Raw genomic sequence first — 20,537 nt, 5'->3', positions numbered from 1 at the left:
GATGGAGCAGGAGAACAAGAAACCGGCTGTAATCTATGAATATGATGAAGAGAGAGCCGGCATTATCAAAGGCTATGATGTGTACGCCCGTCTGGTGGACGGCATCCTTGAAGCCCTCTACACCCGCTACGGTGTCCGTTACGAGCTGTATGCCAGCGATGATCCCAACAGTGAGTATTGGAAGCTGCTGGAGAACGATGTGCAGAGCGGGAATGCCGGAGTGGAGCATGTGGCGCGGATTTTTGACCGTCTGGAGGACCGGACCTTCGTGTTCGATGATGAGAAGGAGCAGCCGGAGTATCATATCCATCTGTCGGTCCGTAATAATGTGCTCGCTTATCCGGCGATGGGTATTGCGCTGGCGCGGGTTCCGGTGTTTCAGGAGAACGGGATTAACTTCCAGGATTATGTGTTTGCCGCATCGGATCAGCAATTGCAGTTCTTCCTTGGTAATGTGCGTAAGCGTCAGCGGGAGCAGAATATCAACAAGGTGACAGTGTTCACCGACCGGCGCAACGGAATTTCCCGGGAGGATGAGCCGATTACGCGTGCGGTTAGGCGCGAAGAGGTGATTTTGGACGCTGCGATCAAAAAAGAGATCTACCGCTCGCTCGACCAGTTCTTCGACAGCGACCGCAGCTTCTATGTCACCTACGATATCCCGTACAAGCGGGGGATTCTGCTCTACGGGCATCCGGGCAACGGCAAGACCACCCTGGTCAAATCCATTGCCGGAAGCGTGCCGGGACCGGTGCTCTATTGGCAGATTACGGAGTATACGAGCAGCGAATCGGTGAATGAGGTGTTCGAGGCTGCGGCCCGGCTGGCGCCGATGGTGCTGGTGATTGAGGATATCGACTCCATGCCGCAGGAGGTGCGCTCCTTCTTCCTGAACACGCTGGACGGGGCCACCTCCAAGGAGGGGATCTTCCTGATCGGCACGACCAATTATCCGGATAAAATCGACCCGGGTCTCATGAACCGCGCCGGGCGCTTCGACCGGGCCTACGAGATCAAGATGCCAAGCGAGGCGCTGCGCCTTGAATATCTGCAGCTGCGCGGCTTCTCCGCCTTCGCAGGTGAGGAAGGCACGGCCACCGCTGCGCGTCTGACCGGGGATTTCTCCCTGACCCAGCTCGGCGAGCTGTATGTCAGTGCCGCACTGGAATGGCATGAGAACGGCACGGCAGATGTGGAGCTTCTTGTGCGCGGCATGCGCGGCGAGCTGGACAAGGGCCGCAAACGGGAATGGATGAAGGATGCATCGTCGAGCATCGGCTTTTATTGAATAAAATACGTGGAGAGCAGGCTGCCAGCGCGAATGAGGCTGGGGAATGAATCGCCAGAGTTAGCATACAGGGGGCCGGGAGGCTCCCTTTGTGCTGAATTTGAGCTCCTCCGCCGTTGCTGGCTGCTAGCCTTCGGTGTTTACAAATTAGAGGTTTCGGGGTCATCTGGGGAGTTATGCGGACACAGAGGACGTTATTTGGCGAAAAAGACGGCTTTTCTGCTCGTATCGGACTCAGGATCCCCTATATTGTATTGTGGAGCGTAAACGGAGGCCGGAGAGGGGGCTTAACGGCATCTGTGTCCGCCAGGCGTGCGAAATGCTGTGTTCCGGCCAAATAAGGGATCTCCAGTCCGCAACGGGAGTGGCGGGGTTCGCCCCCCCGCACACGCCCCCCGCACATCGCGCCCCCCGTACATCGCACCCCGCACCATCGCATCTCGGCCCATTGCACCCTAGCGGATCCCGCCCCACCGCCCCTCCGGGGAAGAAGGACTTTGCTTGCGAACAAAATGGATGATTTCAGGAAATTTCGTACAGAGGTGTAACTTTTCGCATTCTCATACGTGGATGGAGTAAGGGGGGAGGAGATGGAGCCGAATTCGCTGGATGAACTATATGAACAATATGTGGACGACATCTACCGTTATCTGCGCTCCCTCTGCCAGGACCATCATGCGGCCGAAGATTTGATGCAGGATACCTTTTACCGGGCGTATCTGTATCTGGAGGATTGCCGGGAGGAACGGGTGAAGCCGTGGCTGTTCCGGGTCGCGTATAATGCATTCGTGGATTATACGCGCAAGGAGAAGCGGAGTGTGGCGAAGGAAGGCGCTTATTTCAGCAGCCTGCCCCACCCGGAGACAACGGAGGGCACTCTGCTGAAGCAGGAACGCTGGGAGGAAGCGGCGCGGGCACTTAGCCTGTTGCCGGAGGGGCAGCGCCATGCCCTACTGCTGCATGATGTGCATGGGCTGAGCTATAAGGAAGCCGCTGACATTATGGAGGTGGGCTTGTCCCAATACAAGATACTCGTATTCCGCGCCAGGCAGAAGCTGCGTGAGGCGGATCGGAGGAGGAATGAGCATGAGTGAGGAATTCAAAGAGAAGCTGCGCCAATATAGCGAGGGCACCCTACCGGAGGAAGAGCGTGAGGAGCTCGAGAGCGAGCTTGTGAAGCTTGAGGCGTATCAGCAGTATCTGGAGGAGCAGATGGAACGGGAGGAGCAGGACGGGCAGGCTACCGGGAGTTGGACCAAGACGGATGCGCAAGGAAGCGCAGCTCCAGGGTTCAAAAAGGCGAAGAAGAAGCGAAGAGAGAAGTCCGTTATTCGCCGGGGCAAATGGAAGGCGCGGATTAACAATACACTTACTGTATTTTCGGCGTTCCTGATCTTTACGGTCATTAGCAGCATTATCACAATAGTCTTCTACAACACCGGAGACCGCGGCGACACTTACCGTGATGTGGTAGAATCAGCGATTGCCGTTACCCGCCCTAACACCACGGTGCGCCTTTCATCGGATGCGCATTATTTTTTCCGGCTGGAGTTATCCGGGAATCTGCTGAAGCAGGTGGGCAGCGAGAGCATTCAGGTGGGCAGCTATACCCAGGATCTCCATCTGGGCCTGGCCAATATTGGTGAGTTTAATTGGACGGATGAGCGGAATGGGTCTGGAAAAGTGTTCTATTATCCGTCTGAGGAGGGCGGCGCCGTTGGAGGGGATGATAATGACCAGTGGAAGAGGCTGGCGAAGCTTCCTGAAGGTACGGTTGCTGAGGCGTTTCTGTCACTCGGCCATTTATATACCACAGATGAACTCCTGAAGCAGTTGGAGCCGCTGAACCTTCAGCCTGTCTGGTTCGGTGCCGATACCGGACCTTCAACGAGGAATGACGATGTGGTTGTATATCCGCTTGGCTTTCCCTATCAGCCCATGTGGCACAAGGACGATATGAAGACAACCCAAGTTACCAAGGAAAAAACAGGCTGGTTCAGCTCCGTATCAAGCTACAGCAGTGTATCGCCTTCTGTTGAAGAATACGGGAGCGGTGCGCTGCGGGATGCCAACTTTATCAAGACCCTTAAGCTGCTGCAGCAGCATCAGACACTCGCAGGCAGAGCGGTGTATATCAACCAGTTAGACACCTCCGTGGCCTATCTGGAGCAGAACGGAGTGAAGCTCTATGGAGCCGTTGTCACCGGACCGGTCAAGGAGCTGCTGAAGCTGCGCGAGGCTTCATGGGTAAGCCACCTCCAGGTAGGGGAAGTACGGCTTTGGAACTGGAGGGAGTGAGGACTACAATAGGAGATTGGGCAGGAGCCGCCGTGTACTGCAAGGTTCGCGTATGCAGAAGAAAAGCCGCCTAGCCGGCCAAGGGGAAGCCGGGCCTCCCGCTTGCATTCCCTCTTTAGGGCATCGTACAATGAAAGAACGTAAACCTGGGCTTTGAACATGAAATGGCTGAGAGTCGCAGTTTACAGCGCTTCTCGGCCATTTGCGGTTTGGAATGCCGGTTAGGGTGACAATAGGAACAGGGAGTGGATGCAGATGAAGATTGGAGTGGTCTCGGATACACATCTCTCAAGCCGGGCCAAAGGGCTGCCGTCCGTGCTTATAGAAGAATTCCGTCAGGTGGATATCATTCTGCATTTGGGTGACTGGGTGTCGCCGGAGATTTACGATATGCTCGCCGAGCTTGCTCCGGTAGAGGGGATTGCCGGGAACAACGATGGCTATGAGATTATTGAGCGGTTCGGCGAGAGCAAGATCCTTACGCTGGAAGGCATGCGCATCGGAATGATTCATGGACACGCTCCGTATTCCCGCAAGGGTACGGATGGTAATGCGCTGCTCGCTTTTGAAGGCCAGGACGTAGATTGCATCCTCTTCGGGCATTCCCATCAGCCGCTGATGCGCCGGGAGAACGGGATTCTGCTGTTCAACCCCGGATCGCCAACGGACAAACGCCGGGAGAAGCAGTATTCCTTCGGCCTGATGGATATTGAAGATGGTAAAATCACGGCCCGTCATGTCTTTTACGATTCCAGGGAATAAGGGGGCGCAGCTATGCTGAATTTTCGGTTTGAACGGGCGGGTCTTGAGGATGTGGAGGAGCTTGCGCCGGTATTTGATGAATATCGCAGCTTCTACGGCCAAGCCTCGGACCTGGAAGCTGCCCGGGAGTTCCTGACGGCAAGGCTGCAACATGAGGAATCGGTTGTCTTCATGGCCGTTGCCGGTGAGGGAGAGGACAGACGGATCTATGGGCTGGCGCAGCTGTATCCCTCGTTCTCTTCCATCACGGTTCAGCCCGTATGGATTCTGAACGATCTGTTCGTGACGCAGGAGCAGCGCGGGCAAGGATTGGGTTCGCTACTGCTTGAAGGCGTGAAGGGCTTCGCGCAGGGGACAGGCGCCAAGGGTTTGACGCTGTCTACCATGATCACCAATACAGGTGCACAGCGACTATACGAAGCCCAAGGTTATGAGCGGGACGAGAGCTTTTATACTTATCATTTATATTTCTGAAGATATAGTTAGGAGAGTTATAGTGGTGGAGACAAGCAGTAAGCTGGCTGTATTTTTTGATCTGGATGATACGCTGTATGACCATCTGCTCCCGTTCAGGGAAGCCGTTCGTGAGGTACTGGCACCTGATGAGGGCAAGCTGGATTACGCGGAGCTGTTCTATACTGTACGGCATCACAGTGACCTGCTGTGGCCGAAGTATCTGCGCGGGGAAATGGAGCTGGAGGAGACGCGGGTGCTGCGGCTGGAGCTGGCTTTTGCCGAGTACGGGTTGCCGCTCAACCGGGAGCAGGCGGTGCAGATACAGGCCTCCTATATTGCCCGCCAGTACACGATTGAGATGATTGAAGGCGTAGCGGAGCAGCTGCAGCGCTTCATTAGCCAGGGCCATCCGGTAGGCATTATCACCAACGGCCCGCAGGAGCACCAGATGGGCAAGCTGCGCGGGCTGGGCATCGACCGGATCATTCCCCCGGAGATGATCTTCATCTCGGATGCAGTCGGTCTGGCGAAGCCGGACCCGGCCATCTTCGCTCATGTCAACAGGGTGACGGGAACGGCACCGGAGAACAGCCTTTATGTGGGCGATACCTGGGCCAACGATGTGGTCGGCGCGCTTACGGCAGGCTGGCAGGTGTGCTGGTACAATCCGCGCGGGCGGAAGCCGGGCACGGCTCATGCGCCGAGCTATATTTTCACGAATTATAAGGAGTTCAGCGAGCTGCCGCTGGTATGATATTCATACAGAAAAGGTGCCCTCCGTGAGTGGAAGGCACCTTGTTTTGTATTTTACCTGGAAGCTACTTAGCCGCATCAGCACTAAGCTCTGCTAATTAGCGAAGCTGTACGTCGAATCGGTCAGATTCAGCCGTTTCTTCAGCTCAGAGGTGGCATAGATCTTGTTGTCGTCTGTAATGAAGAAGGCTTCCACCTTCTCCGGCAGTGCCTCAAGATACTTCATGCCGTCTTCAAGGCCCATCAGGAACACACCGGTAGACAGTGCATCCGCATCGGTTGCATTCGGGCTCATAATGGTGATGCTCTTCAATCCGTTCTGGGAAGGGAAGCCTGTACGCGGATCGAGGATATGGTGGTAACGTACCCCGTCCTGCATGAAGAAGCGCTCATACACCCCGGAAGCATCAATGACCTCATCGGTAATCTTAATCGTGCCCAGCTGGGTGCCCCGGCTCTGATCGGGGTCCTGCAGGCCGATATTCCACTGGGAGCCGTTCGGCTTGTTGCCAAGGGCGATAATGCTGCTGCCGCCGAGATTAATCATCGCGCTGTTCAGGCCCTGAGCCTTGAGATAGTCGGCGATCCGGTCAGCCGCATAGCCTTTGCCGATTCCGCCCATGTCCAGCACCATACCCTCTTTGGCCAGCTTGACCGTCTTCGCAGCCTCATCGACAGTTACATCCTTGTAATTGACCAGACTCCGGGCCTTGTCGATCGCCGCCTGGTCAGGCACATGCTCCCCGCCTTCGCCGATCGCCCATAGATCCACAAGCGGGCCAACCGTTGGATCATACAGCCCGTCCATTTCCTCAGCATATTTGAGGGAGAGCTTCACGATATCCAGCGTTTCATCAGACACAGCTACGGCTTTTTTGCCGGCGGCTTGATTCACCGCGTACAATTCCCCGTTCGTCTTGGTGCGGCTGAACTCGATATCCATCCGTTCCAGCATAGCCTGAATGTCATCCATATTCTTCTGTTCCACCGTATCGCCGAACACCTTGATAGTGACGACCGTATCATAAATATAAAACGTCTGCTCCAGGGATTTCGTATCGCCGTCTTTGGAGGCAGTAGCGCCAGGGGTTCCGGTAGCAGTAGGGCTGTCTTCACTCTTGTTGCCCATTGTAAGCCAGATTACCACAGCCGCAGCGATAACAACGACTAGAGCGGCCAGAATGACAACGGTTTTTTTGTTCTTAGCTGTTTTTTTGATTTCAGACATATTCCACCATCCATACAATTAGTTTCGTGGTTGCATCTTTACTATCATACCCCAGAAAGAACGGCAATGGATACTCATTTGGTGACATTTTGTGCAGAAGAGCAGCTTGCCGGGTGCCGAATCCGGTGATATTTTGATGAAAATATTGTCTTCTTCCCGGTGGCGTGGTAAATTGGGTGATAATTAATGACCGGAAATAAATTCTAGTCAATATGTATTCTAGAGAATGGAGTGTTACCCATGTCCATTGACCGTAAAGCATTAATCCTGCAGGCAGCCACCCTGTCCTTTGTTCAATTTGGCTATAAGGCTACGACGATGGATCAGGTATCCAGAATTGCCAATGTGGGCAAAGGCACGATCTATACCTTTTTCAAAACCAAGGAAGAACTGTTCGAGGAAATTCTGGACAAGGCCACCTCCGAATTAACATCGGTGATGAGCCGTGTGGCCGCGCAGCAAACTTCCTTCGTGCATAAGCTGCTTAATCTGCTGGACTCCATTCTGGAATTCCGCCTGGACCATGAGCTGTTCGTCAAGCTGGCCCAGGAGGTCCGGGATATCGGTACGGCCCAGGCGCTCGAAGGCGTGAAGCGGATGGAGGGCTACGCGCTGGACTTCCTGCAGCAGCAGATCGGGGAGGCCATCGGGAGCGGAGAAGTGAAGCCCTGCGATGCCAGTGTGGCTGCGTTTATGATTCTGCGGATGTATCTGGCGCTGACCACGGAATGGAACAAATCCCATGAGCCGCTGGATCAGGACAAGATCAAAGAGCATATGATTCTGTTTATCTCCACCGGAATACTGCAATAGAGGCAAACTAGCTAATTGTTGTAATAACTAAACAGAGCTTCAGATTGTACGTTGAGCTGTTCCGGCACCCCGGGCTATAATGAAAGCGTTAATGAAGACGATTATGGCGCAGCTGAAGTCTAGAGCTGGCATGGCGGCGGGGGACTGCTGTCCTGTTCCAGATGGATGAGAGCGCCTTCAGACAAAGTGAGGCTGATGGTTATGGAAGAGTATAACAGCGGTATCGGGCTTGGCGGGCAGGAGGGTCCGGCGGCACCCCAAGATCCAGTGGAGCGCCGTAACGGCTTCTTCGTCATGTTCGAGACGGCGATTGAGGCAACCGCCCGGGCGGAGGGCAAGCCCTCACAGGAGGTCTATCTGGAAGGCAATTATCTGATCGATAAGGCCAAATACATAGGCGGGGTTACGGATGAGCAGATGCTGGCGATGCTTAGAGACTGGAGCGGCTTCCGCAAGCTGGTGCACAGCATTGGAGTGTCCGTGAAGACGGCGGAAGAAGGGGGAGCAGTCACTTTTCTTATGCAGAATTGGGGCAGAACCAGCAAGTATGAGACCGGCACGCAGCTGCGGGTCCCCTGCCCGGGCGATGGAACGGAAATCCTAGTGAAGCTGGAGGAGCATGAGTGGTCTGAGGAGGATGTGGCTCCCGGCAAATATGCCTTTGAATTCAACAACGAGGGGGAACTGGCGACAGCGAGCATCGTTCTCTACCTGAATGACGGGTACACCGCGCCTGAGCTGACAGCGGAACCTTCCGTAGACTTCGATTCGTCTGCTTACCGCGCGATGATTGCGAAGTCTCTGCTGTATGCGGGCAATAACCGGCGGCTGAAGCGGGCTATGGACAAGGCTGCTAGCGGCGAAGATGTGACGATTGCTTATATTGGCGGGTCCATCACACAGGGGGCCGGAGCTAAGCCCATTCATACAGAATGCTATGCCTATCAGTCGTACTTGAGATTTAAGGAGCTATTCGGCAAGGAGGGTGGAGAGAATATTCATTTCATCAAGGCCGGGGTTGGCGGGACGCCCTCTGAGCTTGGGATGATCCGCTATGAGCGGGATGTGCTGAGGGATGGTACAGCCGCTCCCGACATCGTAGTGGTGGAATTTGCTGTGAATGATGAAGGGGACGAGACGAAGGGCAACTGCTTCGAGAGTCTTTGTCTCAAAATTCTGTCTGCGCCGAACCAGCCTGCCGTCATTCTGCTGTTCAGTGTCTTCGTGAATGACTGGAACCTGCAGGACCGGCTCTCCCCGGTAGGCAGACGCTATAATCTCCCTATGGTTAGTGTCAAAGATGCAGTAACAGAGCAGTTCCGGCTGAGCAAGGCCGAAGGGAACATCATCTCCAAACGGCAATTTTTCTACGATATCTATCACCCCACGAATGACGGGCACCGCGTAATGGCGGACTCCCTGGGCTACCTTTTCTCCGAAACTGCCCGGGCGGGAATGGATGAAGAAGAGCAGGTTACTCTGGCGGGACCGCCTGTGCTCGGCAATGATTTTGCCCATGTCCGGCTGCTGGACCGTATAAGTGATCTGGGCAGCGCAGGTACTGCGATTGCTATTGAAGCTGGCGGCTTCCACGGCACGGATGAGGAGCTGCAGCAGGTGGAGCTGGATGCCAACCCGTTCGGCACTCCGCAATTCCCGCATAACTGGATGCACACGGCTGCGTCCGGAGAGGATCGCTTCAGGCTGACAATTACCAGCAAGAATCTGATCCTGGTCTTCAAGGATTCGGGCAGCCCGGATGTAGGCAAGGCGGAGGTCTATGTGGACGGCAAGCTGGTTCTGACGGCAGATCCGCATGGGAATAGCTGGACGCACTGCAACGCTGTGATTCTATACAACAATGAGCAGAGCGAGGAGCATGTGGTGGAGATCCGGATGGCACCGGAGGATCAGGACAAGAGCTTCACCATCCTGGGCTTTGGCTATACGGCTTAAGAATCGAGCGGGTAGAAAAGGGTGTCACCGTGGCAGCACGAAGCTGCTTCCGGTGACACCCTTTTTGTACCGTTCATGAACAGGACGGCGTTTCAGCTTGTGGCTCAGGACTTCTGGGTAGCGCGGAATTCTGTGCTTAGTCGAGCATGAATTCCCTGTATTTATTCTTGCGGGGATTGAGCACGAACAGAATGCCGCTGGCGTAGCCGGAGACGGCATTGAAATTCCGTTTCAGGGTAGCTTTTGCCGTCAGATAGGTCAGTGTCCAGAGCAGCGCCGCATAATTCTTCACGGGTGCTTTGCGCAGATTCAGCAGATAATAATGATTGACTGCTGTCGCCCGGGCGACCCGGCCTGCCTTATCGCGCGAGCTGGGCGATTCATGGTGCATGATTTTCAGCTCCGGGTTAATCACCAGCTTGCCGTATCTGCTTGCCAGATGGCACATATAGATATCGTCCGCCACCGCGTAGCTGGTCATCCAGGGGTACGGCTTCATGTCCTGCAGTGCCGAGCTGCGGAAGGACATGTTGCAGCCATGGAAGAAATCCGTCTCAAAAATATTCTCCGTCTCCCCCCACAGCAGCAGAGAACCGGCCAGTGTACTGGCCGACAGTCTGCCTGGCGAAGCCGACATTTGGCAGGTCAGCCGGCCAAGCAGCTTGCCTGATTTACTGCTGGAGAGACCCTTGGCGATTCCGCCTACCCCGACAATGGACGGATCTGAGGCATAGGTATCGAGCATCCGGCGGATATAGAGCGGATCGTCCAGCTCCGCATCGTCATCGAAGCTGAGCAGAATCTCCCCGTCGATAAGACCCAGGGCCTCGTAGCGGGAGAGCCAGACGCCGGGCTTGGTTTTGCGGTAATAACGCAGGCTGGCATCTGGAAGACGCCCGAGCACCTCACGGAAATCATCCAGCACCCGCTCTTCGATCTCACCGTCGTCCACGATCAGCAGTTCGATGGAGACATTCTCCAGCCCGGTCTGGGCACCGATGGATTCAATGCAGAGAGTCAGATCGCTGATCCGGTTACGAGTGGGAATGACTATAGACAGGTCATGCATGCCGCTGACTCCTTTCGGGACGCCATAGACCGTCCGCTTTGAATTAGTTGCTCTAATTTTACCTGCCCGGCCGGGCATACGTATATACCTCTTTCGTTTACTTTTCTCAAGGAAGCCAGCAGGGAAGAGAGTGTACGGGATATTCAATGGGAAGGGGCCGTTCAGAAAGTTTGTTTGTAATTTTCGGTTTTTAACTATATAATAGTAAGTAAATTGCAATACCAATAACATTACCATTCAGGAGGAATTCCCATGAGAATAGATATATGGTCTGATTATGCCTGCCCGTTCTGCTATATCGGCAAAAGACGGCTGGAGCACGCGCTGAGCCAATTCCCCGGCCGTGACCAGGTGGAGGTCGTGTTCCGCAGCTTCCAGCTGGACCCGAATGCACGCACCGATGAGACGAGAGATATCCATGAGCTGCTGGCCGGCAAATACGGCATGACCCGTGACAAGGCCAAGGAGATGAACGCACAGCTGGCCGAGCAGGCGCAGGGTGTAGGTCTGGAGTTCAATTTCGATACGATTCAGTCCACGAATACCTTTGACGCTCACCGCTTGAGCCACTATGCCGCTACTCAGGGCAAGGCTCCGCAGATGACCGAAAGGCTGCTGCGTGCTTATTTCACCGATTCACTGAATGTGGGTGACCGTAAAGTGCTGGCTGAGCTGGCTGCGGAGGCCGGACTGGATCAGGCTGAAGTGGCTGCAGTGCTCGACAGTGAGGCTTACGGCGATCGGGTCGAGGCTGACATTGAAGCTGCCCGGCAGCTGAACATCACCGGCGTTCCGTTCTTCGTCTTCAATAATAAGTACGCCGTATCCGGTGCGCAGCCGGGTCCGGTCTTTACTGAAGTGCTGGACACGGTATGGGCGGAGGAACAGAAGGGTCCAGAGCTTCAGGTGGTCGGCCAGCCGAAGTCCGGGGCTGCACCGTCTGCTGACGGCTGCGATGACGGTTCTTGCAGCATCTGATTACGATCAGTGGCAGGCTTGAGATAAGCGTTGCAGCATGCTGTGCTTGGACGGGACGTACGATTCATTCTGGTTACGGACTACAGTTCCACTAATTGCGCCAAAAGGCCATTTGGAGCGGCGCGGCGGACTGGCAAGTCTGCAACAAATGGACGCACAAAACCCCCGCCGCATGAAATTCCTGCAGCGGGGGTTTTTGTTCCTTACAGAGACCACTGGCCTGGAGCGGGAAACCGAATCATTCCGTTACCGGAACGAGGTCACCAGACTGGAGAATAGTGTACGGACATCGTTCTGGTACGCATTGATCGGCTCCACCGGACGGTTCAGGCCGAACAGGGTGTAGACAGCGATGCGGGCGGCACGGACTGAATATTCTTCCGTGAAAACGATATCGTCCGGGATCTCGCAGTATTGGCCGATAAAGGCCAGGTTGGTTGAGCCTTCAGGCACCACCTGCGGCCGGTCGCTGTTCAGGCGCGGCATGAACTGGGAGGTGATATACGGCATCATGCAAGGAATACAGTTGGCGGTAGCCATGATCTCTTCCTTATGCGCCTCGAAGTGCAGATGTCCGATCAGCTCCTCCATAATCTCCTCGCCGGTACAGTCGCACATTTTTTTGTGTACATAATCGCCGACCTTGTCCGGGTACAGGCCATATCCCCAGAAGACCCTGACATGCTCCGGCTGGTTGCGGAAATGCGGCTGGAAGGCCAGCACGACAGACATCAGCCAGCTGGAATCCTTGAAGGTGACGAGTGCGCCGGTTCCGGCCCGGTTGCGGGTGAACTTCTCCATAAGGTCGAAGAACTTCGAGTCCTGGAAGGTCACCGTGAAGGATTCCCATTTGGATTCATCCACATGATCGTCGAAGGAGGAGGGATTGCCGAGACCCGGCTTCTTCGCGGCGATATTCTCCCACAGCTTCCACGAGCTGCCCTTACCGTTCAGCCCGGGAGCGGAGGTCATTGATCCGAGGCTTGCGCCTTCGGTCATCGAACCGTTAGTCACAATGACGCGGTCGTCTTCATGAACCTGGATCGTGTCCTCCACGCCATCGCGGACGACCTTCATCCCGGTCACTGTGATGCCGTCGCCTTCTTTGAATTCCAGATCAGTGACCGTACATTTCAAGTTGAAATCTACACCCAGCGGCTCCAGATATTGATGCAGCGGCAGAATAATGGAATCATATTGGTTGTACGGGGTGCGGGTTACGCCTTCAAGCGTTTGAATTCTCGGGAATTCGTGCATGAAGCGGAGCATATAACGCTTGAACTCAACCGCACTATGCCAAGGCTGGAAAGCAAAGGTCGTTGCCCACATGTACCAGAAGTTCGTCGTGAAGAAATGCGGTCCGAACCAGTCGTTAATCCGCAAGGTGCCCATGGCTGATTCCGGGGTAATGACCAGCTTGCCCAGGGCCAGGCGGTCTGCCATATCGAAGCCCATGGAGGTTACATCCTGAACCTCACCCTTGCTGTTGATCAGCCGGGCCTGGCCGCGGGTCGGATTGGATTCGTCGAATTGAATGATTTCTTCCCGCAGCGTCAGCCCCGGCTGGTCAATGGACGGAATGGTATTTAATAGCTCCCACAGATTCTCATAGGTCTCATCGTTCAGCATCCGGCCGCCGCGAATGACATACCCGTGCTCTGCATCGCCGGCTCCGTCATTGCTGCCGCCAAGGATCTTCATTTCTTCAATAATGTGAATGTTCTGTCCGGGAAAACCGCAGTCTCTAACCAGATAGGCTGCACCCGCAAGGGAAGCAATGCCACCGCCTACGAAATATACCTGCTCGTTACCGTACTCTTTTTTCACTGATTACCGCCTCCATAGGTTTGCTTGAATACTGGACCTGACCCGAGTGTAATCCAGTCCCGCCCTGGAGGGTATCATCAAAGCACTTGATCTGTATAAAATTTGGACATATGGAACAAAGTGTAACATTTTCGAGCAGAAAAAAAGCCGCAGCCCCTAAGGCTACGACACAATGTTCTCATATTTATGCAGTGCCTTCAGAAAGTTCCCTTCAATCAGGACGCTCAGCTTCCCGATCATCTGCTCCGGCGGCTCCTTCATCCCGTCCTGCATCCATTGAATGACCAGTCCGGTGAAGGCCAGCGTGTAAAAGTTAGCGATGAACTGCTTATCCGGCGTTCCGACATCCAGTCCGGCGGCCAGCTCGTTGATGACGCCCATGACGAGATCATTCGTCACCTCATACAGATAAGCATCCAGATGCGTCCGTCCGAGGGAGTCCAGCGTATTGCAGCAGAACGCCTTATTATTCTCAATATAGCAGAATATCCGGTAGAATCCGTCTGTCCACGTGCTGTAGCTGCGGTACTCGGCAATGCTCTCGACAGCCTCCGTCCTGTAGATCCAGCCCAGCAGATCATAGATATCCTGAAAATGATAATAAAAGGTCTGCCGGTTCACGCCGCAATCCTCGACCAGATGCCGGACGGAGATTTTGTTCAGCGGATGATGGGCCATCAGGTCTTTGAGCGAGCGGGCGAGCGCATTTTTGGTGAGCAGGGAATTGGACATAAGGGTCATCAGCTCCTAACAGGAATCAGCGTGTGCGCCAATAGTGTATCAGCAGCCGGCCGCCCTCGGCGATCAGACCCAGAGCGAAGCCGCCTGCTGTAAACAGGCCGAAGGAAAGAAAGCCCGCAAGATCCTCGAAGCCCGACATCTCACGGTAAGTGTACAGGTACATCAGGAAGAGCCCCGCCACAGTTCCAGCGGTTGAGAAGATCCACACAAGCTGCGCACCCAGCCAGCCGAACCCGTTGACTATACCGGAGATGACAAGGGCAAGGATGGCCCAGCGTAGGGCAAGAATAAAGTTGAAAGGCTCACCTAACCACATATACCGGTGCAGAATCAGCAATAGCCACAGCAGCAGCGCGTAACCGGCAGACCATGCCAGCCAGCGGCCCGTCCGGGCAGGAGGCAGGAAATTCATTATCAGCTCACCCCATGTATAGCGTTATACCTCTTCCAGTTCCTCTGCGCTCTGCAGCATGAACTTCAGGAGGTTCGGAAGGTCTTCCATTTGCTCCTCGGTAATTTGTCGTTTGAATTGCAGTTCAACACAGTTATTGTACGTATCGTCCGTCTGTCCATAGCGGAAGCTGAGCGATTGCACAGGCTGGAATTCGGGTCCCCAGATTCGGGTCAGAATCTCTTCAATCGCCGGGCACTGCACATTCACATCTTCTATCTCCATATAAAAGCGTAAGAAAAGACTGCACCCCGGATCGCTGCCCGGTGTCTCCAGAATCTCATCGCTGAGGTCCTTCACTGTGGATTGCAGCAGAATCTCGGACGTTACGTTAAAGCCTTCGGTCAGCTTGAACGCAAGGCTGAATTCACGCGACATCAGCGCGAGATTGAGAGAATCGGACCGGTCTGTTACAACCAGAACCCCATCCAGATTATCGTAGTCGTAGATCTGGTTCTCCAGGGCGATTTTAATATTGTCAAAAACAGTAGGGTGGAACAAGAGCAGCACCTTCTATTCGTTTCTCTATATTATATTATGATCTGCTGTCGGCACGCACAGCTTAGGAATTAGTTCGTAGGTGCCGGTGCCGTGTATTTCAGAAAAGTCTTCGGAATCGCGCTCTCAAACGTCAGGATTTCGCCTGTGGTTGGATGAACGAACGAGAGCACTCGGGCATGCAGGCCGAGACGGCCGACCGCCTTGGTCTCTGCGCCGTACTTCTTGTCTCCGGCGATCGGATGGCCGATGTCGGCCATGTGGACACGGATCTGATTCTTCCGTCCGGTCTCCAGATGCACCTCCAGCAGGGAGAAGTGGCGGTTCGCCTGGATCAGCTTATACCGGGTTACGGCATGCAGCCCGTCTCCCTCATGCGGACTGGAGTACATCTTCAGCGTGGATGTCTCCTTCAGCCAGGAGCTGATCGTGCCTTCGGATTTCTTAACGGCACCTTCCACCAGAGCCACGTAGGAGCGTTCCTTGACGGTCTCCTTCCAGCTGTTCTGAAGGGACTGCTGAATCGCCTCGCTGCGGGCAAACATCATGACACCTGAGGTATCACGGTCCAGCCGGTGCACGACATAGACGCGGTTCTTCGGGTTGCTCAGGCGGACATGCTCCATCAGCTGGCGGTAAGCCGTCAGTTCATTATCTTCTCCGGTTGCGATGGACAGGAGTCCCGCATCCTTCTGAATCACGATAATATCGTCATCCTCATGGACAATGGTCAGCCCGAGCAGCTCCTTGGCTTCGGCAGGCTTCTCCTGGTCAATCGTTACGGTCTGGCCGGGATGGAGCTGATGGTTATGCTTCGTCACCGGCTTGCCGTTCACAGCAACCTGCCCGCGGGAGAGCATGGATTTGATCGAGTTGCGCCCCTTGTTCGTAATCGTCTTCAGCAGCCAAGCAAGCAGCTCCGCAGGCTCCGCTACCGTATAGGATTTGGGTGTAGCTGCCGGCTTGGCCGAGGCTCCGGATCTTGTTCCCTGTTTATGGTTAGGGGTTCTGTTCCCCTGATTTCTGGTTCTTCTTGTATTCATGCTGCATTCTCCGTCCTTTAAGTAGGTTACTCCTCAATATACCATGGGCCGTGAAGAAATACTACGGAAGGGAAGCGGGCAGCTAGATATAGAGGAGCAGGCCGATACAGATCATCAGGGAGAGCAGGATATAGCTCCAGGCCACGACTCTGGTGTACTTTTTCTCCCGGTGCCAGCCCCGGTTACTGTAAATTCGGATATCCACCACCAGCAGGAGCAGGGCCGAGAACAACAGTATTCCGGCTAGACTTCCCAGCAATCGGATCATACGCTTCCTCCTCCATCAACAGATACCTGCTTGGGCTGGCGCTTAATCATGCTTGAGGCCCACTCTGCGGATATGCAGGGTCAGTCTGATATCCACACCAACACTGCTGTACAGGCTCTCCCAGTCGTTTTTGCCGCGGATATGCTCCCTCCAGTAGGCGGGATGATGGCTTCTGATCTGTTCGCCCATGCCAAAAATATCAGAGTGGTCCTGCTGGGTCTGCTTCACCAGTCCGGTCAGCACCGTCTGAATCTGCTGCTCGAACTCCCGTTCGATCTCATGCAGCTTCTGCGGGGAATTGACGGGAACATCGCTGCTGTAATGCTCGTCCAAATCCCCCTCCAGGAAGATCTCATAGGACAAACAGGGCTTGCCGTCCTTGATATAGCTCCGGGTCCGGGTGAAGCGTTCATTGATCTTGGTCATGACAATCCCGAGCTCCTGCGTACGGAGCAGAGTGGAATAACCGCCGGGGTCCATCCCCTGCATCGCCATGAACCCGCCGATTTCTATAGGGGCAGTCTTGCCCGCCATCTTGCCGCCGCTGAAATAAGCCAGCCCTTTAATCAGAATATTGTCCCTGTTGCGCAGTGCGACATAAGGCAGATAGGCGCTTTGTCCCCACTTGGAATCCGCTGACCAGAAGGTGCCGATATAGTCGCGGGGGAACTTGCCGGAAGAGACCGATTTCTCCATCATGGACAAAATATAGAGCGTAGGCACGCGCTGCAGCGGCGGATTCACATCCATAAATGCCGAAGCACGGCCCTCGGAGACGAGCAGCCAGGTTCTGCGCCGGATTTCCGGGTTGCGCCGCAGATAATCATTCAGCTCGGCAAGGCTGCCCCGGGCAATCTCCTCGCTGATGATGATGATCCGCAGGTGAACCAGATAACGCGGGTCGGCAATCTGCTGCTGCAGATTATTCATGGCGTCATCGAGCGAGATGCCGCGCACGCTGACTACCCAGACAGGACTGGTCTTGCCTTCCCCTGCGCTGCCGCCGGTACCGGGGCCCAGCGGGACTCTGCCCGGGACGGCAATCTGAGCGGTGACACTGATCATCTCCGTAGGCAGAGAGTTATCATGGATGTGAGTCACCCGGTCTTCTTTTTGCGTATCGTCTGCAGGGATCTTGTCAATGGATAAGCCGAGAACCAGTGCGCGGTCCTCAATCTCCACCTGATCCCAGCATCCGCTGAGCAGCGGGGCGGCTATAGTGAGCAGCAGGAGCAGGGCGAGCGTGCGCGGAAGCTGTATTTTCATGAGGTCACCTTCTTCTTGTGGCGTCTGAGCAGATAGACCGTCCATAACAGCAGAGGATAGCCGAACATCAGCATCATGCCGGCATTGCCGAGGTGAAGGGCCCACTGGTAAGATTCGAACACATTGGAGGGCAGCATGGCCAGGATGAACATCACCGGCAGCAGGACCGTGGAGGCCATCCGCTGATCGCGGAATCGCAGCAGCTTGTGAAGCAGATAGGCAGAGATGTAATAAGTAGTGTAAATCGTCGTGTAGACAGAGATGACCCAGATAATAATGAAGATAGCATCCAGCCGCTCAAGGAATCCTTCGCCAAAGGCCGCCGAACGGGCCATCTCCAGAGTAGGGTAGATCAGCAGCTTGGTCTCCTCGGCACCGAATATCCCTACAGAGGCAATGACGATCAGCACGTAGATTGCACCCGACAGGAAGATGGCCCAGGCCCCCGCACGGACGGCATGTCCGGGCTTCTCCATGAATGGAATCAGCAGCACGATGACGAAGGAGCTTTGGAACAGATAGGTGGCCTCCCGCGCCCCTTTCCAGAACTGGAGGCCGGGAGCCATCAGGACAGGCTGCAGATTGAGCATCTCCACATTTTTGAGCGAGAGCAGAATGGTGACCAGAATAGAGCCGACAATCAGCGGCAGATAGAAGAAGTGGATATAGGAGAACTTCACAACGTTGCGCCTGGAGGACAGCAGACTGATGAGCAGCATCAGGAAGATGGTTGCTTCGATCGGTGTTTTTTTGTACAGCACGGTTGTGGCGACATCCCCGAACTGGCGTACAGTGAGGCCGGTGAGTACAATGAACAGCAGCATAATCACCACAGTGAAAATAGCAGCAAGCGGGCGTCCGATCAGGCGGCGGCTGAACACGAACAGGGTCTCCTGCGGAAACCGCTGGCAGAGAGAGGCCAGCAGCCAGTAACTGATGAAGGAGAAAAGTACGCCGCAGAATGCAACAAGCGGAGCGCTGCTGTTGCCTGCTTCGGTCATATAGCGCGGGAAGCTGAGGATGCCCACTCCGATAATGGTGCTGCTGATCACGGCTGCTGCGCGCAGACTCGTAATCTGGCGCGGATTATTCATCGGTCTCATCTCCCTGCCTGAGAATCTGATCAATCTCTGCGGCTGGCACGCTGCGGGGCAGTCTGTCCGTATCCCGGGCATGCAGGAAGCTGGGGCGGCGGCGCATCCACCAGAGCGGCACCCGCACCAGCGTATCCTTCAGATCACGCCACTTGCCGGGAATGTAGGGGGACATATAGGGAACTCCGAAGGACTCCAGGTAGAGCAGATGGTTCAGAATCAGAATCGTACCTGTCATCACGCCGTAGAGGCCGAACATGCCCGCCAGAAGGATCAGCGGAAACCGCAGCATCCGCAGGGCGATTGCCGCATTATAGGCCGGGGTGGCGAACGAGCCGATGGTCGTCAGAGCCACAATGACAACAGTGATCGGGCTGGCAAGTCCCGCGCCCACTGCCGCCTGTCCGATGACGAGGACGCCTACAATAGATAATGCCCCGCCGATCATCTGCGGCAGCCGGATCGTCGCTTCCCGCAGCACCTCCATAGATACCTCCATGATCAGCACCTCCAGAACAGCCGGAAACGGCACACCCGCCCGGCCGCCCGAGATTGCCACAGCGAAATCTGTAGGCAGCAGCTCGGGGTTGTACGAGATGACAGACACATATAACGCCGGGAAAAACAGCGAGCAGGCCAAAGCAATCAGCCGGATGATCCGGATCAGGCTGCCCATAATGAAGCGTTCCGTATAGTCATCCACCGTCTGGAAGAACTGGTTGAAGAGGGCGGGAACAATCAGGGCAAACGGGGAGCCATCCACAAGAATGGCGACCCGTCCTTCCAGAAGGGCGGCCACAGTTTTGTCCGGCCGCTCAGTGCTCTGCACCTGAGGGAAGGGGGATAGCGGCTGGTCTTCGATGAACTGTTCGATGTATCCGGCATCAAGGATGCCGTCCGTATGAATCAGCGAGATTCTGCGCATGACTTCAGCGACCAGACTGCTGTCAGTGACGCTGTCAATGTAACATAGAGCCACCCTCGACTGAGTACGTGCACCGAGCGGGCTAATTTCAATCCGGAAGTCCGTGCTCTGCAGCCGGTAGCGCAGCAGGGAGAGGTTGTTCTCCAGCTTCTCCACATAGCCTTCACGCGGCCCGCGGATAACCTGCTCCGTCTGCGGCTGCTCGACCCCGCGCATCTCAATCTGGCGCATCTCCATGCGGAGCGCCTCGGGAATCCCGTCGATCAGCAGAATCAGGTCACCCTTCACAGCCGCTTGAGGGAGAGCGGACAGATCGGCAGTTGTGGTGCCTTGAGTGACCTGGACGGCAGTACTCCAGATGTAATGAATCATTCCGCCCGCATTCTCCAGGATTTCGGGCTGGCCTGAAAGCGGGGCCATTAACGGTTTCAATACATGCTCGCGCACCTGCTCCATATTCACGAGTGAGGAGAAGAAGAGCATTGCGGCAGGATAAGCCCCGAAGAGCAGGAAGTCGCGTACGACCAGGTCGCCGTTCTCCCCGAGCCTGGCCTGAAGCTCCGGCAGATCGGTCTTCAGCTCTCCTGTCAGCCTGCTGCCGCTGGCCGGCTTCGGCTCTGGAGGAGAAGACTGTTGCTTATCTATGTAGGAGGCATATTTATCTTTCCAATCTTGCAAACGGGCGACCTCCTTCATGGGCAGATGGATGAATCTATCTAAAGTGTTGCTTGATCGTAAGGTTTTTATGTAATTTCTATGTGTAAGGCCCGGAAGGAGTGCTATGATATCTGCTTCAGGCGGTTGCTTGGCAGCCGGTTGCCCG

20 protein-coding genes are annotated in these 20,537 nt (G+C 55.2%); 9 read left to right on the top strand and 11 right to left on the bottom strand.

Annotated elements, in window-relative coordinates:
* Position 1 precedes the first annotated feature (1 nt).
* The 6 genes from MKY96_RS22195 to MKY96_RS22170 all read left to right on the top strand — a co-directional run bounded on the left by MKY96_RS22195 (position 2) and on the right by MKY96_RS22170 (position 5,558).
* Positions 2-1,288: an ATP-binding protein gene (locus MKY96_RS22195; RefSeq protein WP_340943353.1), complete on the top strand. Its 1,287-nt coding sequence runs from the start codon at positions 2-4 to the stop codon at positions 1,286-1,288.
* 590 nt (positions 1,289-1,878) lie between these two features.
* A complete protein-coding gene (locus tag MKY96_RS22190) occupies positions 1,879-2,382 on the top strand; it encodes a sigma-70 family RNA polymerase sigma factor (protein ID WP_340943351.1) in 504 nt (167 codons plus the stop codon).
* Positions 2,375-3,586 carry an anti-sigma factor gene (locus MKY96_RS22185; protein WP_340943349.1) on the top strand — a complete coding sequence of 404 codons (1,212 nt, stop codon included), beginning with the start codon at positions 2,375-2,377 and terminating at the stop codon, positions 3,584-3,586. The genes MKY96_RS22190 and MKY96_RS22185 overlap by 8 nt, the downstream gene beginning before the upstream one ends.
* Positions 3,587-3,841: 255 nt before the next feature.
* Positions 3,842-4,348 carry a metallophosphoesterase family protein gene (locus MKY96_RS22180; RefSeq protein WP_340943346.1) on the top strand — a complete coding sequence of 169 codons (507 nt, stop codon included), beginning with the start codon at positions 3,842-3,844 and terminating at the stop codon, positions 4,346-4,348.
* Between the two features lie 12 nt (positions 4,349-4,360).
* Entirely contained in the window at positions 4,361-4,822 is a 462-nt protein-coding gene (locus MKY96_RS22175) for a GNAT family N-acetyltransferase (RefSeq protein ID WP_340943344.1), read from the top strand.
* A 25-nt stretch (positions 4,823-4,847) separates the two neighbouring features.
* Positions 4,848-5,558 (top strand): HAD family hydrolase, encoded by a 711-nt coding sequence (locus MKY96_RS22170; RefSeq protein WP_340943341.1) that lies wholly within the window; start codon positions 4,848-4,850, stop codon positions 5,556-5,558.
* Between the two features lie 93 nt (positions 5,559-5,651).
* Here the strand turns inward: MKY96_RS22170 and MKY96_RS22165 are convergent, their stop codons facing one another.
* Positions 5,652-6,785, bottom strand: a complete 1,134-nt coding sequence (locus tag MKY96_RS22165) for an FAD:protein FMN transferase (RefSeq protein WP_340943339.1) — start codon at positions 6,783-6,785, stop codon at positions 5,652-5,654.
* 240 nt (positions 6,786-7,025) lie between these two features.
* Here MKY96_RS22165 and MKY96_RS22160 point away from each other — a divergent pair, with 240 nt between their 5' ends.
* Positions 7,026-7,598, top strand: coding sequence for a TetR/AcrR family transcriptional regulator (locus MKY96_RS22160; RefSeq protein WP_340943338.1), 573 nt, complete (start codon positions 7,026-7,028; stop codon positions 7,596-7,598).
* A gap of 201 nt (positions 7,599-7,799) precedes the next feature.
* Positions 7,800-9,554 carry an SGNH/GDSL hydrolase family protein gene (locus MKY96_RS22155; RefSeq protein ID WP_340943337.1) on the top strand — a complete coding sequence of 585 codons (1,755 nt, stop codon included), beginning with the start codon at positions 7,800-7,802 and terminating at the stop codon, positions 9,552-9,554.
* 136 nt (positions 9,555-9,690) lie between these two features.
* Here the strand turns inward: MKY96_RS22155 and MKY96_RS22150 are convergent, their stop codons facing one another.
* Entirely contained in the window at positions 9,691-10,623 is a 933-nt protein-coding gene (locus tag MKY96_RS22150) for a glycosyltransferase family 2 protein (RefSeq protein ID WP_340943336.1), read from the bottom strand.
* 252 nt (positions 10,624-10,875) lie between these two features.
* Between MKY96_RS22150 and MKY96_RS22145 the strand changes: the two genes are divergently transcribed.
* Positions 10,876-11,601: a DsbA family oxidoreductase gene (locus tag MKY96_RS22145; protein WP_340943334.1), complete on the top strand. Its 726-nt coding sequence runs from the start codon at positions 10,876-10,878 to the stop codon at positions 11,599-11,601.
* Positions 11,602-11,847: 246 nt separating this feature from the next.
* Here the strand turns inward: MKY96_RS22145 and MKY96_RS22140 are convergent, their stop codons facing one another.
* The 9 genes from MKY96_RS22140 to MKY96_RS22100 form a co-directional block, all read right to left on the bottom strand.
* A complete protein-coding gene (locus tag MKY96_RS22140; RefSeq protein WP_340943332.1) occupies positions 11,848-13,428 on the bottom strand; it encodes an oleate hydratase in 1,581 nt (526 codons plus the stop codon).
* 162 nt (positions 13,429-13,590) lie between these two features.
* Positions 13,591-14,160 carry a TetR/AcrR family transcriptional regulator gene (locus tag MKY96_RS22135; protein ID WP_340943331.1) on the bottom strand — a complete coding sequence of 190 codons (570 nt, stop codon included), beginning with the start codon at positions 14,158-14,160 and terminating at the stop codon, positions 13,591-13,593.
* Positions 14,161-14,185: 25 nt separating this feature from the next.
* Positions 14,186-14,581, bottom strand: a complete 396-nt coding sequence (locus MKY96_RS22130) for a hypothetical protein (protein ID WP_340943330.1) — start codon at positions 14,579-14,581, stop codon at positions 14,186-14,188.
* Positions 14,582-14,605: 24 nt separating this feature from the next.
* Positions 14,606-15,130: a hypothetical protein gene (locus MKY96_RS22125; protein ID WP_340943329.1), complete on the bottom strand. Its 525-nt coding sequence runs from the start codon at positions 15,128-15,130 to the stop codon at positions 14,606-14,608.
* Between the two features lie 59 nt (positions 15,131-15,189).
* On the bottom strand, positions 15,190-16,161 hold the full coding sequence (locus MKY96_RS22120; protein WP_340943328.1) for an RluA family pseudouridine synthase: 972 nt from the start codon (positions 16,159-16,161) through the stop codon (positions 15,190-15,192).
* Between the two features lie 82 nt (positions 16,162-16,243).
* On the bottom strand, positions 16,244-16,429 hold the full coding sequence (locus MKY96_RS22115; protein ID WP_340943326.1) for a CLC_0170 family protein: 186 nt from the start codon (positions 16,427-16,429) through the stop codon (positions 16,244-16,246).
* Positions 16,430-16,471: 42 nt separating this feature from the next.
* Entirely contained in the window at positions 16,472-17,695 is a 1,224-nt protein-coding gene (locus MKY96_RS22110; RefSeq protein WP_340943324.1) for a Ger(x)C family spore germination protein, read from the bottom strand.
* The gene (locus tag MKY96_RS22105; RefSeq protein ID WP_340943322.1) at positions 17,692-18,798 is read right to left on the bottom strand and encodes a GerAB/ArcD/ProY family transporter; all 1,107 of its coding nucleotides are present in this window, start codon (positions 18,796-18,798) and stop codon (positions 17,692-17,694) included. The genes MKY96_RS22110 and MKY96_RS22105 overlap by 4 nt, the downstream gene beginning before the upstream one ends.
* A complete protein-coding gene (locus MKY96_RS22100; RefSeq protein WP_340943319.1) occupies positions 18,782-20,392 on the bottom strand; it encodes a spore germination protein in 1,611 nt (536 codons plus the stop codon). Before MKY96_RS22100 ends, MKY96_RS22105 begins: the two co-directional genes overlap by 17 nt.
* Positions 20,393-20,537 lie beyond the last annotated feature (145 nt).

Source organism: Paenibacillus sp. FSL R7-0302 (assembly GCF_038006885.1).
Taxonomy (GTDB): domain Bacteria; phylum Bacillota; class Bacilli; order Paenibacillales; family Paenibacillaceae; genus Paenibacillus_AQ.
This window is presented reverse-complemented; position numbering and strand designations above follow the sequence as displayed.